Origin of the sequence: Bacillus sp. 17RED48 (genome assembly GCF_019837545.1) — a bacterium.
In the GTDB taxonomy this organism is placed as follows: Bacteria; Bacillota; Bacilli; order Bacillales; family Bacillaceae_G; genus Bacillus_A; species Bacillus_A wiedmannii.
On the sequence record NZ_JADAXG010000002.1, the window covers coordinates 482,709 to 496,940 of the forward strand.

A 14,232-nucleotide genomic window follows, 5' to 3' on the forward strand; every position below is an offset into this window, starting at 1 on the left:
GATAACCATTATCATTTATTACGAAGCCAACAATTGATGAATCAACCAAACGCTCAGTAACATTGTTACCCCTCTTTTTCATATAGAAAGGCACTGTACATTCCCCCTGTTTGTACAGTGCCTTTCTTGTTTATTATCATTCAAACAAATTTAATTGCTCGGGCTTCGGCTCACCATATGTAATGTCCATCATTTTCATAAGTTGTTTCGCATTATCCGCTGCATCTCCGCCCGAATTATTGTTAAATAGTACATATATGTCCTTTGTCTTCTTTTTTAATTGCTCTAGTCTTTCTACCCATTCTTCTAATTCTTTATTGTTGTAGCGATATAAGCAACGAACCGCTCTCCAATTTTCTCCTTTATCAAGCCAGCCATGAACATTTCGACCATGAAAACGTATTAACACCATCTCTGCATTCGTTACTTCTAATACGAGCGGTACCGAACCTGTCCCGGCCTGTGGCTCATCACAAATGGTATGAATCCATTTCTCTTGTTCCAAAAACTGTAGCGTCTTATCTCTCATTTCCGGATAAAACCATGTTTGGTTCCGAAATTCTATAGCACACGGTAAACCTTCCATTTTTTCTTTCGTATATCGAAGAAAATCCACATTTTTCTTTTTACAATCAAACCATGGTGGATATTGAAATAAAATCATTTTTAATTTATCAGCTTCTATTAAAGGCAGAATAGATTGTTTGTACACATCAAACATCTCGTCGAACGTAGAAAAAGGGATTTCACCTTTCATATGTCCGGTCATCCCTTGATATGCTTTTACGACAAAAGAAAAACCTTTCGGTGTCTCCATTGCCCATTTTGTATAGTTTCGTGCAGGTTGCATCGCATAAAATGAACTATCTACTTCCACAATAGGAAAATGCTCACTATATGTTCGTAATTTATTTCTATTTTCATAGGGATCTATATATAAAGAATCATGATCTCCCCACCCTGTCACTCCAATGAAAAGCAAATATATCCCTCCCTTTTTCACTTCACCTTCTATTCATTCTACTCACTTCCTGAACACTTCGACTAATCAATTTCATTAAGTAGCCCCTTCTTTAAGAGTATCCGTATAAAAATATGATATACTAGATGGAAGAATTTTTAAATTGAGGGGTTATTTATTTATGCTTCCAAACGATGATATTGTATCTCATGAAAAACGAATAGAAGAATTAGAAAATAAAGTACGTTTTTATGAAGAACTTGTGAATCAATTACCACATCATTTCACATACAAAAATCCACATATTGGTTTACAAATAAAGAAAACGAGAACGACTCATTCCATTCAAAACATACAAAAAGAGAATAGAGAGGCTGATTTTCAACTTACTTGCGATTCATTATTTTTATTTAAACAACTTGAAACATACTTTGTTCATATTTTTGATGCTTTTTCACATCATGTAACCTTTGTTGATAATAAAGGAAATATAACATTATGTAATCAAATTGCAGCAGATGATTTTGGTGTAGTACGAAATGATATAATCGGAAAGCCAATTCAACAATTACTACAATTACCAGAAGAAAAAATTAAAGCTCTTGAAACATTAAGAACGGGAACAGAAATATATAATGAAGAAGTTTTAGACAAAAACTATGGCATTTTAAATAACCGAATTATTCGTGATTATAACGGAGAGATTTTTAGAGTTATTAGTGTCTTTCATTATTTAAACACAGAACGTGATGCAGAAAAATTTTCGTTAGCAGGACGAATCGCAGCCGGTATTGCACATGAAGTACGTAATCCTCTTACAACCGTACGAGGTTATTTACAATTTTTACAAGAAACTGTTTCTCCATCTAATAAAGAACTATTTAAAAACTTACTTATTCCTGAATTAGATCGTGCAAATAGTATTATTACAAAATTTTTATCTATTTCAAAAACACGCGAATTTACAAGAGAACCGTTTCCTATTAATACATTTTTACGTGAGTATATTCAACAGTTACTAGCTAGTGAAGTATTTTTACATAACATTTCAATTGATTATAATTTTTCTACCGAATTAGATGATGTATTGGTCCATATTGATCGTCACGAACTTGTGCAAGTTTTTTTAAACCTATTTCAGAACGCTTTCGATGCCCAAGGTGAAAAAAAACTTTCTATCCAAATTACTAGTTATCGCCTAGATAATTTTGTTCGTATTACTTTCACTGATAATGGGATTGGTATTCCTCCAGCCATTCAAGAATACATCTTTGATCCATTCTTCTCAACAAAAGATTCAGGTACAGGGCTTGGCTTGTCCGTAACGAAGAAAATCATTCAAAATCATAACGGTACATTAAAAATGACTAGTACTGAAGATGGTACAACTTTCACTATTTCAATTCCAATCTTACCTAAAACAGCCCTTGAAAAATTAAATCAATGCAAATAAAGGACCAAGCCACAAACTGCATGCCAATTGTTAAACACTCCCAACAATTGGCATGCAGTTTTTTATGTTGCACGTTTCTTCTTTACATTATATAAACCCTTCTCTATATCTTACTTATTTTTGCTAGATGGGCCAATTTCTTATTTTTTTAGAAATGGTAGTTTGTCCATCACGAATTTAGTATGAACTTCATTTTAATATATAGTAATGACTATTGATTCTATGAAAGAAAGGAATGAAAAGATGAACAATAAAAATAAAGGAAAAGTATTTTATGGGAATGATTGTTGCGAAGTCAGAGCTTGTAGTCATATTAACATTTCTAAGTCCGAACTTACAGAATTCGTTAGACTTCTTCAAGCTCTTGGCCAAGCTATTCAAGCTGTCTTTCAAAACCCTTCTCAAAATAATATCGATAACTTAATCGCTGCCCTAAATAACTTACAAAAATTCCTCAATTGCTTAGATTTATCTCCAGCACAAAAACAAATTGGAAATTCTATTATTGCTAATCTATTAACTATTTTAAGAACAACCCTTTCTCATGCGGAGCATTGTACGTTGAACTACAAAGCCTGCTTAATTATTTATTGTATATCGCTAAGTTATTCAAAGTAGATTGTTGTACGATCGACAAATTAGTTAAACTCATAACAGAGATTCAAACTATCCTAGTTCAATACGGATCAGGTTGCCTTGGAGGAGGAGCAACAGGAGCTACTGGACCTCAAGGTGCTACTGGTGCTCAAGGTGCTCAGGGACCAGCGGGTGCTCAAGGCGCTACTGGACCTCAGGGAGCTCAAGGTATTCAAGGTCCAGCCGGCGCTCAAGGCGCTACTGGTGCTCAAGGCCCAGCCGGTGCTCAAGGTGCTACTGGTGCTCAAGGTCCAGCCGGCGCTCAAGGTGCTACTGGTGCTCAAGGCGCTACTGGTGCTCAAGGTCCAGCCGGTGCTCAAGGTGCTACTGGTGCTCAAGGTGCTACTGGTGCTCAAGGCGCTACTGGCGCAACAGGACCAGCGGGTACTCCAATTCCTGTAACTATCGCTGCAATTGGAAACTCCAATGCTCAAACTATATCACCTGGAATGAATATCCAATTCAATCAAGTTTTTGAAATAAATAATATTAATTTTAATGACACTACAGATACTCTAACAGTTTTAGAAACAGGCGTATATGATATTAGTTTCTCAGCGTCTACAACTTTCCCAGGATCTTCACCATTTGGATTCGGTATTTCATTCAATGGTCAACCACCTACTCGTAATTTCTCAACTAACGTTATCGGTAGTGCTGTTTCTTTCTCTACAATCGTTACTTTACAAGCTGGTACAACGATTTCTATACAGCCTACAGCAAACACTATTTCTATTCCTAACACAGGTGATACAACTGCAACACTATCCGTATTCCGAATTTACTAATTTTCAATCAATAAATAGATTTATACTAATATGTATCGTTTAACCGTGCATTAAATCTCTCTTTATATAGAAAGGAGCACTTATTTGGGAGGATAAGTGCTCCTTCTTTACGTTTCTTTACCTCAAATTTACTCTGTCTTAATCCTCATTTTGTATGATAAATAGTGAAGTCAAAGATATGAAAGAGGGATGAAGATGAGAGTTATGTCACTAATACGCATTTGGTTTGCTCTTATGGTATGCATTATTTTATGTGTAGGATTTTTTTTAACTCTAAAATATTCCACTATATCAAAAGCAGAGAGAAAAACTGTTCCATACAAACTTTTGTATACAAAACAAAGCAACATCCCTTATTCCAATACCACAAAGAATGAAAAAAAGGTTATAAAAGGAATGCTTATTACGAAAGCTTCTAGTTCCGAAGCGTTACTTCAAATTGCTGAAACGATTAAAGATCAGTATACAAATAAAAAAATCGATGAAATCACACTTTCTATCCACAATGAAAATAATGGTAATTACGAAGAAGAATTACTTTACGAGCCTATTAGTAAAGGAAAAATAATCATCACATACGATTCTCAATCCTTTGGCAGTACAAATGTTACACTTAACGAGTAATACTATTTATCCCAATTGATATGGGCTAACAACTCGTAGAGATAGATACAGCTCCTCCCACCGATTAAAAGTTCACTTAATTTCTCATACGAAAAAGAGGCGAATTTCGTTATTCGCCTCTTTCTTTTACCAAAATGAAGGAATCCATTCTTTCACTTTATCAATCCACTCTTGTTGCTCTTTTTTTCTTTGTTGTTCCTCTTCTTTTCTTCTCTTCTCTTCTTCTTTTCTTCGTTTTTCCTCTTCTATTGTATTCAATTGTTTTTTATAATCAGCCTCAGATATGAGCGATAACTGGAATGCTTTTTGAGCTGGATTGGCATTCGCTTTTTTCATAATATCCCGGAACATTGTCGTCGTAATTTGACTTCCCCCCGGAACATAATGATCACTATCTGTTTTATCATATCCTACCCAAATCGCACCTACTAAATCTGGTGTGTATCCAACAAACCATGAATCCTTTGCACCGGTGCTTGGTCCATTTACAATTTGAGTCGTTCCTGTCTTACCAGCCGTATCAACATTATTAACTTTCGCCTTTTCGCCCGTTCCCTTTTCGACAACACCTTTTAATAAATATGTCATCTTTTGAGCAATTTTCTCGCTCGTCACTCGTGTCTCTTTCTTATACCACTTTCCAATTATTTCACCTTCAGCATTTTGTATCTCTCTAATCGCATGAGCTTCCACTTGGACACCGTCATTTGCAAATGCACTATACGCTTGAGCCATTACAAATGGAGATGTCCCCACATGCATACCGCCTAAAGCGATCGGATACGTACGATCTTCTGGCACTAATGGAATACCAAATCGCTCTAAAGATTTCAATCCCTTATCCAATCCAATTTGTTCTAATAGCCAAACAGCCGAAACATTGTACGACTTTGCCACAGCTTCATACATTGTCACATCACCGTGAAAAGTGTGATCGCTATTTTGTGGTTTATATTCTTTAATATTAAATGGTTCATCTTTCAATATATCGTATACTTCATACCCTTGCTCTAACGCTGGTACATATACAGCCAAGGGCTTTAAGGTTGAGCCAGGTTGTCTTTTTAATTGAGTTGCATGGTTAAACTGTAAAAACTGATACGGCCCTCTTCCTCCAACTAAAGCTGGTACGCCACCTGTTTTTGGATTCATAAGAACTACACCCGTTTGCATAAGCTGGTCTGAGCCATTATCTTTGAAATAACTCTCATTATTCACAACGTCTTCCACAGCCTGTTGTTTTTTCGGATCAAGCTCTGTATAAATACGATAACCACCCGCTAAAATTTCATTTTGTGTTAATTCGTACTTGTCCATTGCTTCTCTAACAATATAATCTACATATTGAGAGTATTTCCCCTTGTATTTATCATCCACACCACGTTTTAACACAAGACCGCTCTCTTTTTCTTTATTATACTGTTCGTCAGAGATATATCCTTGCTCTTTCATTAAACTTAATACAACATTACGTCGTTCGATTGATTTATTAAAGTTTTTATAAGGCGAATATGCAGACGGTGCTTTAATCAAGCCAGCAATCGTTGCAGCTTCTGAAACTGTTAAATCTTTTACATCTTTATCAAAATAAGATTTAGCTGCCCTTTTTATGCCCCAAGCACCTTCACCAAAATAAATTTGGTTCATATACATTTCAATAATTTCATCTTTCGTATACGTACGCTCTATTTTTTTTGTTAAAAAATATTCCTTTATTTTTCGAGAGTATGTGCGGTCTTGTGTCAGAAATACATTTTTCGCAAGTTGTTGTGTAATTGTACTTCCCCCCGCCACGACTTCTCCTGCTGTAATATTTTTAAAAACTGCACTTATAATTCCACTATAGTAAATACCGTGATGGTTAAAAAATTCCTTATCTTCTACTGCAACAATTGCCTGAACCATAATGTCAGGAATATCTTTCCTTTTAACACCTTCTGTTTTAGAAGAAGCTAATTTCGTCGCAACTTCATTATTTGCATCATAAATTAAGGTCGGTTGCGGAACAGCTTGTTTCAATTCAGATATGTCTTGAATAGAAATTATTATATTTATAGCAATAAATAGAGTAGCAAGTAAACTTCCTAATACAATTAATGAATTACGAAGTTTCTTCCTCTTGTTGAACCACTCCCGCATTTTTTTTAAGTGAGTGTTCTTCAATTTCATTCGTTCACTTCCTTCGTTTGTTTACACTCTTCTTTTCAAAAGGAAGAATATACCTCCTTTTAAATTTATTATAATAACGTAGTCTTTCCTGTAGTGTAAAGCTTTTCTTTCACATTCATACTTTTTGCAAGAAAAGGACATTCTACAAGTAAGATATTCACTATTGATTATTAATATTATTAATACAACAATGAGAGTTATGTTAAGTTTTTGTAAACTTTTCGATAAAATGTTTTAAAAAACGACAGTTTTTTGTTAGAATTGACTAGCCAATATATTTTACATATATTACTTTTGTGGGGGTAACTAATAATGGTATTTAAATCAAAAAAAGATAAATTTTCTGAAATGTTAATGAATGTTTCCGAAAATTTAAAAGAAGGCGCGCAGTTTTTCGTGGAGTATAAAATTAAAAATGCTAGCGATTTAAAAGAGTTTTCTATGCGCATGAAAGAGTATGAGTCAAAAGGTGACTCATTTATTCACGAAATCATTATGGAGCTAAACAAAGCGTTTATTACTCCAATTGAACGTGAGGACATCCTACAACTTGCAATGAGTATGGATGATGTATTAGACGGATTAGATCATAGTGCTGGTCTATTCGAAATGTATTCTATTACAGAAGCTGATGAATACATGATTAAATTCGTTGAAGCAATTAATCAATGTGCGATTGAGATTGCAAATTCTGTTGAACTACTGTCTAAAAAGAAGTTAGTCGACATTCGTACGAACGCGATTAAGATTAAGGATTACGAATCACAATGTGATGATATTCGCCGTCATGCGATTAAGCACTTATTCTCTCGTGAGAAAGATCCGATTAAGATTATTCAATACAAAGAGATTTACGAAGAGCTTGAAGAAGTAGCGGATAGCTGCCAAAGCGTTGCAAACGTATTAGAAACAATTATTATGAAGAACGCGTAAGGAGTTTGATCATGGATACACTCTTGATACTGACCGTTTTAGTAGTCATTTGCGCTTTAGCTTTTGACTTTATCAATGGATTTCACGATACAGCAAACGCTATTGCAACGGCTGTTTCAACGAAAGCTCTAAAGCCTAGACATGCAATTATTATGGCAGCTATTATGAACTTTTTAGGTGCGATGACATTTACAGGTGTAGCAAAAACGATTACAAAAGATATCGTTGATCCATTTGCCTTGCAAAATGGTTCTCTTGTAATTTTAGCTGCTTTACTTGCGGCAATAGCTTGGAATTTAATTACTTGGTACTACGGTATTCCAAGTAGTTCTTCGCATGCAATTATCGGCTCAATCGCAGGTGCAGCTATCGCTGCTGCCGGTATTAGCTCATTAAATCTTAAAGGGTTCATAAAAATTCTTGAAGCTTTAATCATTTCACCGATTATCGCTTTTGTTATTGGTTATATCGTATACAGTATTTTTAAAGTAGTCTTTAAAAACTTTAATTTAACGAAAACGAACAAAAACTTCCGTATATTCCAGATCTTCACTGCAGCATTACAAGCTTATACACATGGTACGAATGATGCACAAAAAGCAATGGGAATCATTACGATGGCTCTTATGGCCAATAACTATCATACTTCTGACGACATCCCGTTCTGGGTACAATTATGTTGTGCAATCGCAATGGGTCTTGGTACTTCTGTCGGCGGATGGAAAATTATTAAAACTGTCGGTGGACAAATTATGAAAATTCGTCCTGTAAATGGTGTAGCTGCTGATTTATCATCATCACTTGTTATTTTCGGCGCAACATTCATTCACTTACCGGTTAGTACAACGCACGTTATCTCTTCTTCTATTTTAGGGGTTGGTGCTTCACATCGTGTGAAAGGTGTAAAATGGGGAACTGCAAAACGTATGTTAATTACATGGGTTATTACACTTCCTATTTCAGCTTCGTTAGCTGCATTATTTTACGCTTTATTACACTTAATCTTTTAATTAAAAGTCGTCTTCCTTATTTTTCTAGGAAGACGACTTTTTTGTGAACAAACCTTTTTCTTATTAAAAAGCGTGTATAATAATTGGTGGATAAGTTATATAGAGGAGTTGGAAATTTTGGAATACATCATGTTACTTTTCATCGGGTTAATCGCCGGGACAGTCGGGAGTCTAGTCGGGCTTGGTGGCGGAATTATTATTGTTCCGTTATTAATTGGATTACACAGTCTATCACCACAACTTGCAGTAGGAACTTCAATGGTAACAGTCGTTTTTACAGGACTATCTTCCACCCTTACTTATATGAAGCATAAACGAGTAGATTACAAAAGTGGACTTATTTTATTTATCGGGAGTGGCCCTGGTGGTATCATCGGCTCGTGGGCAAACAAATTTTTAAACCAAGATACATTTTCTTTATATTTTGGGATTTTCCTTATTTTTGTCTCCATTCTTCTTATGTTACGAGACAAATTAAACCCCCTTTCTTTATCCAATATGACGGTAATTAAGCGTTCTTTTACAGATAACGAAGGAAACACTGTACACTATCAATTCCCACCGCTTCTCGCTATCTTTATCGCCTTTATAGTTGGTTTTATATCTGGATTATTTGGAATTGGCGGCGGTGCCTTACTTGTTCCAGCAATGATGCTACTTTTTGCATTCCCAGCACATATTGCTGTAGCAACTTCGATGTTTATCGTATTTTTATCAGCAATTGTAAGTTCTGCAACTCACATCTCCCTTGGAAATGTCAGCTGGGTTTACGCATTAATTCTTATTCCTGGTGCATGGATTGGCGGAAAAATCGGGGCTTATATTAATACAAAATTAAGTGGTAATGCCGTAATTAATTTATTACGTATCACATTAATTATTCTCGGAACTAGATTAATCATCACTTCTTTTTTATAACGCGTTCTTTTTAGGATGCGTTTTTCTTATACACATGAATATAAAAATCCTCCTAAGAGAACAAATAAAATTAAACAAACACATAATAACATATAATTGGAAATATGTACTTTCTTCAAGTTGACCACTCCTATAACTGCGACTGTTATCTTTATGATAGCGAAAAAATAATTCACTTGCAGTTACAAAGTGCTAACAATGCAAAATCATTTATTACAAATTTTATCCTTATATTTCATTTCTTTGTATATTCTATCGTTTTAATAAAAAAAGATGTCATATTGACATCTTTTTTAGTGAAGAAGTGACCATCCCATAAAATCCTCATGTACTTGGCACGCCCTCTTATCGTTTCGATCATATAATTCAGCATAACTATCTGTTTCTTCATCATAAGCCATCGTATAAATAATTTGGCCGTCTACTTCAACGGATAACACGACTCCACCTTTCATCTCTTCTACATGAATGATAGCATTCGCCGGAATTCTCATATCCGTCATTTTTATCGCATCTAACAATATACTAAACCCCCTACAGCGTATTCATTGCTAGTACTATTACACACTAAATAGTATACTACTGTAATAGCATATATTTCGTCAATGAAATTGCTATTTAAAAGCATATTGTCTTTATACATATACGCTAAAATAGAAGAAATAGAAATGTTTAAATGGGGGGGCTAACATTGATTCTACACAAAGGAGATGTACTATTCCGTCAAGGCGAGGACGGTCCTTTATATTTTATAAAAACAGGTTTATTAAAAGTAGTACGGATAGAAGAAGATGGAACACCATTTCTATTCAACATTATCGTTCCAGGTGAAACGATACCTCACCATTCTTTAATTTCACCGAAGGAATATCACGGTACAGCAATCGCTTTAATGAAAACAGAAGTTGAACCTATAATTAGTAATGAATGGTACGATCAGCTTCAGGCAAATCCTGCATCATATGCAAATATTGCTATGCAACTACAATCAAAATTAAGAATGATGCAACAGCGTATCGATCAATTGACAACCGTCTCTCCGAAAGAACGTCTACATCGTTTACAAGAATGGTTCACACTATATTTAGGTGACATTCCTATATATGAAATATTAACACAAACTGAAATCGGTCAACTCATAGGTATACGCCGTGAAACGGTAAATCGGCTGTTACGAGAACAAATAAAAAACGAGGTAAAATAATACCTCGTTTTTTTACTTATTTCAAACTTCATCTATTGTAAGCTTGCTGCTGGACCGAAAAATTCATAATGAATATGCTCTTGTTCCACACCTAAATTAGTTAGTGCAGCATTTATATGCTTCATAAATGGTACGGGACCACAAAAATAAAATTCTGCTTCAGTTGTCGGAATAATAGTTTGTAACCATTCAGCTTCAATGAAACCTTCTTTATCAAAGTTCTTCATTTCCAAATCTTTTTCAGTTGGTGCAGAATAGCAAGTGTATGCTTTAACTTGTTCGTATTCATTATCTACTGCCTCAACGTGTTCTTTCATTGCATGTGTATTACTATTTATCGCTGCTTGAACAAAACATACATTACGTTTTGAGTTTTGTTCAATTAACGTATTTAGCATACTCATCATTGGTGTAATACCTACTCCACCACTAATTAGCACAACTGGTAATGTTGAATCCATATTTAATACGAAATCTCCTGCTGGTGCACTTACTGGTAACATATCCCCTTCTTCTACATGATCGTGTAAGTAGTTAGATACTTTACCGTCCGGTGTATCTACACCTTTTTCTTTCTTTACACTAATACGATAATATTCTTTTCCAGGAGCATCTGATAAACTATATTGACGATTATGTGTATACGTTTCACCTTCTATGTTTATTTGAATCGTTACATATTGTCCTGGGATGAATGAAGAAACTTGCCCTCCATCTTCAGGTTTTAAATAAAATGATGTAATAACGTCGCTTTCCTTCACTTTTTTAACAACCACAAAGTTACGGAAATCTTTCCATCCACCTTCTTTATGTGCCGCTTCTTCATACATCTCTGCTTCAATGCTAATGAATGCATCAGCAATGACACCATAAGCTTCTCCCCATGCATTTAAAACTTCATCAGGTGCACCTGCGACCTCTTTAATTGCACGTAGTAAACATGTACCTACAATCGGGTAATGCTCTGCTTTAATACCTAAACTTCTATGCTTATGACCAATTTGTTTTACAACTGGAATAATAGCTTCTAAATTATCAATATACGTTGCAGCTGCATAAACAGCATTCGCTAGCGCTTGTTGTTGTCTTCCCTTTTTCTGATTTGTATGGTTGAAAATATTCAATAACTCCGGATGTTCCGAAAATAAAATTTGATAAAATCTCGTTGTAATTTCAACGCCTTTTTCTTGTAATAATGGTACTGTTGACTTTACGATTTCAATTGTTTTTGCACTTAACATTGTATCCCACTCCTCTATTTCCTTAACTGTTTTTAGTTTAACTGAATTGTATAGTACATATTGTGATTTTAATCACTATTAACACGGTGTTTTTGTGAATAATATATGAACATTGCACTTACAAAAGAAAATAAGCCAACTAGAATTCTAGCTAGCTTATTATTTGGACTGTATAGCTTGTTCAATTACCCTTATATCTTTCCCCTCTCCAAACTCTGTATACCCCCAGATGTTCGTTTCACCTCTATATTTATTTACAATAATATCTAAGTCATGGTATACACGATGTGCATAAACTACATACTCAATATTTTGAAGTTCCACACCTTTTTTTACAATTTCATAGCTTCTATTTACATCACGTTTTATTTTTTCATTCTTTATTTCTGTATGTATATTTTTTAAAGACGATTCTTGTTGTTGAAACCATTGTTTAAATTGGTTCCAGTCCCCTTCTGTATAATTCTCTGCTTTACCGTAATTTAAGAAATTATTATAACTTTCATGCGTCATACGAATAAAATCTAGCACTTTTGTCTCTTCTTGCACATCTTCTATTTGAGCTATTGTACTTACCTCAGCAGGCTTATTCGCATAATGTAATAGCAATTTCATAAGACTATAGCTCGCAATGATCATTACGATAATACTCCCGAATACAATTAACAATTTCTTCATATACAGAACTCCTTCTCTACTAAAGATATTACAATGTATAACTATACTTGTAACATTCTCTCGTAGAAATATAATTCCTGTATAAATTCTTCCTATCATTTCGACAATATTTTTCTATACATTTCTCGTTGGTAAATGTTCTTGTAAAACAATGTACCCTTCATAAGCTGTGTAACCGAGTATAGCCATTAATCCGATATAACAAGCAAAGACTGTCCATTTTGTTTTCATATCAACTTTATAATAGTTTTCCTGTTGTCTCTTTTCTGTCTCCCATTCCTGTAATTTTCTTTCTGACATTTCAAATGCTTCTCTTATATGAATTGTATGCGTTTCTTTTTCATCTTCATATGGAACGTAATCAAGCGGCTCAAACTTTGGTAAAAGATGCTCTAACACTTCAATCTTTTGAAGTTCTCCTACTTTTAATTCTTTCTCTCTTTCTTTTTGCCTTAATATATTTATTTCATGTTGCATCATATATATATTTCGATGCACCGCACCTGTTTCTTTTAACTCTTCTTCAAGCCTTGCAACATATTCTTTCATTCCATCAATTCTATATCCTAATTCCTTAATTGGCTCATCTCTCTTTATTACTCTATATAATTCCATACAGCCGATAATAAAAATAAATCCTCCCAAAATACTTTTAAAGTAAATGGAATAACCGAGCAATACAATAAGACCCGCTCCCCAAATCTTTGTACTTACAACTGAGATAATTCGTCCACCATCTAATGGAGAAACCGGAATCAAGTTAAAGAAGTTAATCATACTTCCAAGTAAAATAATTAATGCCCAAAATGGCTCTTTCGTTATTATATAAAGTGGAATCGCAGGTAAAAATGACAACAATCCGAAAAGAGGTCCCATATAGGCGATATAAGCTTCATCTTTTGCATTTTTTGGCATCTCTTTCATCCCAATAAGAGCACCCATAAACGGAATAAATATTGCTGGCGATGTTGGTATCCCCTTTCTTTTCGCAGCCCATAAATGGCCCATTTCATGAATAAACAATAAATAAATGAGCGCTACCCCAAATTTCCAACCATATATAACTGCGTATGCACCAAGTGATATAAACATACTAAATACCGTTGAAAACTTTGCTAATTTAAAAATTGCAAATACCCACTTTAACTTAGAGAGTAAAAATAGCCCTATTGCAACTATAATTCCCCATAATCCTTTTTTATTATTTTTCATATTTCTCTCCTTTATCTCTCATTAATGAATCATATTCATTCATCAAAACTATTCTTTTCTCTATTATGACATATTTTTTTCTATCGTTAGAAATAATGTTTATTTAATCCATTTTTAGCCAAAAATATAAATATAAGGAGGTGTTTGCAAATGAATTTACAATCTCTCATAATAGGCGCTCTATCGTTTTTAGCTTCAACTCTTATTTTTTATACTGTTAGTTACGTATTATTATTAGATTTGTTGCCCAATCACGTATTTATTGCCCTTGTCATCCTTTCCGCTCTTATGATTTCTTTTCTTATTACACGAAAATCAATGAATGAGCCATCTGCAAAAGCAAAATAATAGAGAGGGGTGTTTTCCCCTCTCTATTATCATTTCCTAGGAAAGGTCATATAGACT

The 14,232-nt window shown here is 34.4% G+C and carries 14 protein-coding genes and 1 pseudogene; 9 read left to right on the forward strand and 6 right to left on the reverse strand.

Going from position 1 to position 14,232, the window contains the following annotated elements:
* Positions 1-136: 136 nt before the first annotated feature.
* The gene (locus ILT06_RS09140; protein ID WP_064476639.1) at positions 137-982 is read right to left on the reverse strand and encodes a DUF72 domain-containing protein; all 846 of its coding nucleotides are present in this window, start codon (positions 980-982) and stop codon (positions 137-139) included.
* Between the two features lie 160 nt (positions 983-1,142).
* Between ILT06_RS09140 and ILT06_RS09145 the strand changes: the two genes are divergently transcribed.
* From ILT06_RS09145 to ILT06_RS09155, 4 genes and pseudogenes are all read left to right on the forward strand, one after another.
* Positions 1,143-2,414 carry an ATP-binding protein gene (locus ILT06_RS09145; RefSeq protein WP_064476640.1) on the forward strand — a complete coding sequence of 424 codons (1,272 nt, stop codon included), beginning with the start codon at positions 1,143-1,145 and terminating at the stop codon, positions 2,412-2,414.
* 243 nt (positions 2,415-2,657) lie between these two features.
* Positions 2,658-3,037 (forward strand): annotated as a pseudogene (locus tag ILT06_RS32460) (collagen-like repeat preface domain-containing protein); the annotation flags it as partial.
* A gap of 462 nt (positions 3,038-3,499) precedes the next feature.
* Positions 3,500-3,838: a Gly-Xaa-Xaa repeat protein gene (locus tag ILT06_RS32465; RefSeq protein WP_240383353.1), complete on the forward strand. Its 339-nt coding sequence runs from the start codon at positions 3,500-3,502 to the stop codon at positions 3,836-3,838.
* A gap of 195 nt (positions 3,839-4,033) precedes the next feature.
* Positions 4,034-4,462 carry a hypothetical protein gene (locus tag ILT06_RS09155; protein ID WP_088048392.1) on the forward strand — a complete coding sequence of 143 codons (429 nt, stop codon included), beginning with the start codon at positions 4,034-4,036 and terminating at the stop codon, positions 4,460-4,462.
* Positions 4,463-4,588: 126 nt separating this feature from the next.
* On the opposite strand, the gene ILT06_RS09160 is transcribed toward ILT06_RS09155, so the two are convergent.
* Complete coding sequence (locus ILT06_RS09160) at positions 4,589-6,631, reverse strand: transglycosylase domain-containing protein (RefSeq protein WP_088048391.1); 2,043 nt, start codon at positions 6,629-6,631, stop codon at positions 4,589-4,591.
* A 312-nt stretch (positions 6,632-6,943) separates the two neighbouring features.
* Between ILT06_RS09160 and ILT06_RS09165 the strand changes: the two genes are divergently transcribed.
* From ILT06_RS09165 to ILT06_RS09175, 3 genes are all read left to right on the forward strand, one after another.
* Positions 6,944-7,564 carry a DUF47 domain-containing protein gene (locus tag ILT06_RS09165; RefSeq protein WP_000231446.1) on the forward strand — a complete coding sequence of 207 codons (621 nt, stop codon included), beginning with the start codon at positions 6,944-6,946 and terminating at the stop codon, positions 7,562-7,564.
* Positions 7,565-7,575: 11 nt separating this feature from the next.
* On the forward strand, positions 7,576-8,574 hold the full coding sequence (locus ILT06_RS09170) for an inorganic phosphate transporter (protein WP_000380274.1): 999 nt from the start codon (positions 7,576-7,578) through the stop codon (positions 8,572-8,574).
* A gap of 117 nt (positions 8,575-8,691) precedes the next feature.
* Entirely contained in the window at positions 8,692-9,492 is an 801-nt protein-coding gene (locus tag ILT06_RS09175; protein ID WP_000455764.1) for a sulfite exporter TauE/SafE family protein, read from the forward strand.
* Positions 9,493-9,785: 293 nt separating this feature from the next.
* Here ILT06_RS09175 and ILT06_RS09180 read toward each other — a convergent pair whose 3' ends face one another.
* Positions 9,786-10,013, reverse strand: a complete 228-nt coding sequence (locus tag ILT06_RS09180) for a hypothetical protein (RefSeq protein WP_000882907.1) — start codon at positions 10,011-10,013, stop codon at positions 9,786-9,788.
* 170 nt (positions 10,014-10,183) lie between these two features.
* On the opposite strand from ILT06_RS09180, the gene ILT06_RS09185 reads away from it, so the two are divergent.
* Positions 10,184-10,696, forward strand: coding sequence for a Crp/Fnr family transcriptional regulator (locus ILT06_RS09185; protein WP_000600574.1), 513 nt, complete (start codon positions 10,184-10,186; stop codon positions 10,694-10,696).
* A 32-nt stretch (positions 10,697-10,728) separates the two neighbouring features.
* Here the strand turns inward: ILT06_RS09185 and hmpA are convergent, their stop codons facing one another.
* The 3 genes from hmpA to ILT06_RS09200 all read right to left on the reverse strand — a co-directional run bounded on the left by hmpA (position 10,729) and on the right by ILT06_RS09200 (position 13,827).
* Positions 10,729-11,937, reverse strand: a complete 1,209-nt coding sequence (gene hmpA / locus ILT06_RS09190) for an NO-inducible flavohemoprotein (protein WP_088048390.1) — start codon at positions 11,935-11,937, stop codon at positions 10,729-10,731.
* A 159-nt stretch (positions 11,938-12,096) separates the two neighbouring features.
* On the reverse strand, positions 12,097-12,615 hold the full coding sequence (locus ILT06_RS09195) for a hypothetical protein (protein WP_064476644.1): 519 nt from the start codon (positions 12,613-12,615) through the stop codon (positions 12,097-12,099).
* Positions 12,616-12,729: 114 nt separating this feature from the next.
* On the reverse strand, positions 12,730-13,827 hold the full coding sequence (locus ILT06_RS09200; protein ID WP_088048389.1) for a site-2 protease family protein: 1,098 nt from the start codon (positions 13,825-13,827) through the stop codon (positions 12,730-12,732).
* 150 nt (positions 13,828-13,977) lie between these two features.
* Here ILT06_RS09200 and ILT06_RS09205 point away from each other — a divergent pair, with 150 nt between their 5' ends.
* A complete protein-coding gene (locus tag ILT06_RS09205; protein ID WP_001053356.1) occupies positions 13,978-14,175 on the forward strand; it encodes a hypothetical protein in 198 nt (65 codons plus the stop codon).
* Positions 14,176-14,232: the final 57 nt, after the last annotated feature.

Bases quoted from the DNA above. Each gene is read 5' to 3' on its own strand.
- ILT06_RS09145 (WP_064476640.1), top strand. From the start codon at position 1,143: ATGCTTCCAAACGATGATATTGTATCTCATGAAAAACGAATAGAAGAA.
- ILT06_RS32465 (WP_240383353.1), top strand. From the start codon at position 3,500: ATGAATATCCAATTCAATCAAGTTTTTGAAATAAATAATATTAATTTT.
- ILT06_RS09155 (WP_088048392.1), top strand. From the start codon at position 4,034: ATGAGAGTTATGTCACTAATACGCATTTGGTTTGCTCTTATGGTATGC.
- ILT06_RS09160 (WP_088048391.1), bottom strand. From the start codon at position 6,631: ATGAAATTGAAGAACACTCACTTAAAAAAAATGCGGGAGTGGTTCAAC.
- ILT06_RS09165 (WP_000231446.1), top strand. From the start codon at position 6,944: ATGGTATTTAAATCAAAAAAAGATAAATTTTCTGAAATGTTAATGAAT.
- ILT06_RS09170 (WP_000380274.1), top strand. From the start codon at position 7,576: ATGGATACACTCTTGATACTGACCGTTTTAGTAGTCATTTGCGCTTTA.
- hmpA (WP_088048390.1), bottom strand. From the start codon at position 11,937: ATGTTAAGTGCAAAAACAATTGAAATCGTAAAGTCAACAGTACCATTA.
- ILT06_RS09195 (WP_064476644.1), bottom strand. From the start codon at position 12,615: ATGAAGAAATTGTTAATTGTATTCGGGAGTATTATCGTAATGATCATT.
- ILT06_RS09200 (WP_088048389.1), bottom strand. From the start codon at position 13,827: ATGAAAAATAATAAAAAAGGATTATGGGGAATTATAGTTGCAATAGGG.
- ILT06_RS09205 (WP_001053356.1), top strand. From the start codon at position 13,978: ATGAATTTACAATCTCTCATAATAGGCGCTCTATCGTTTTTAGCTTCA.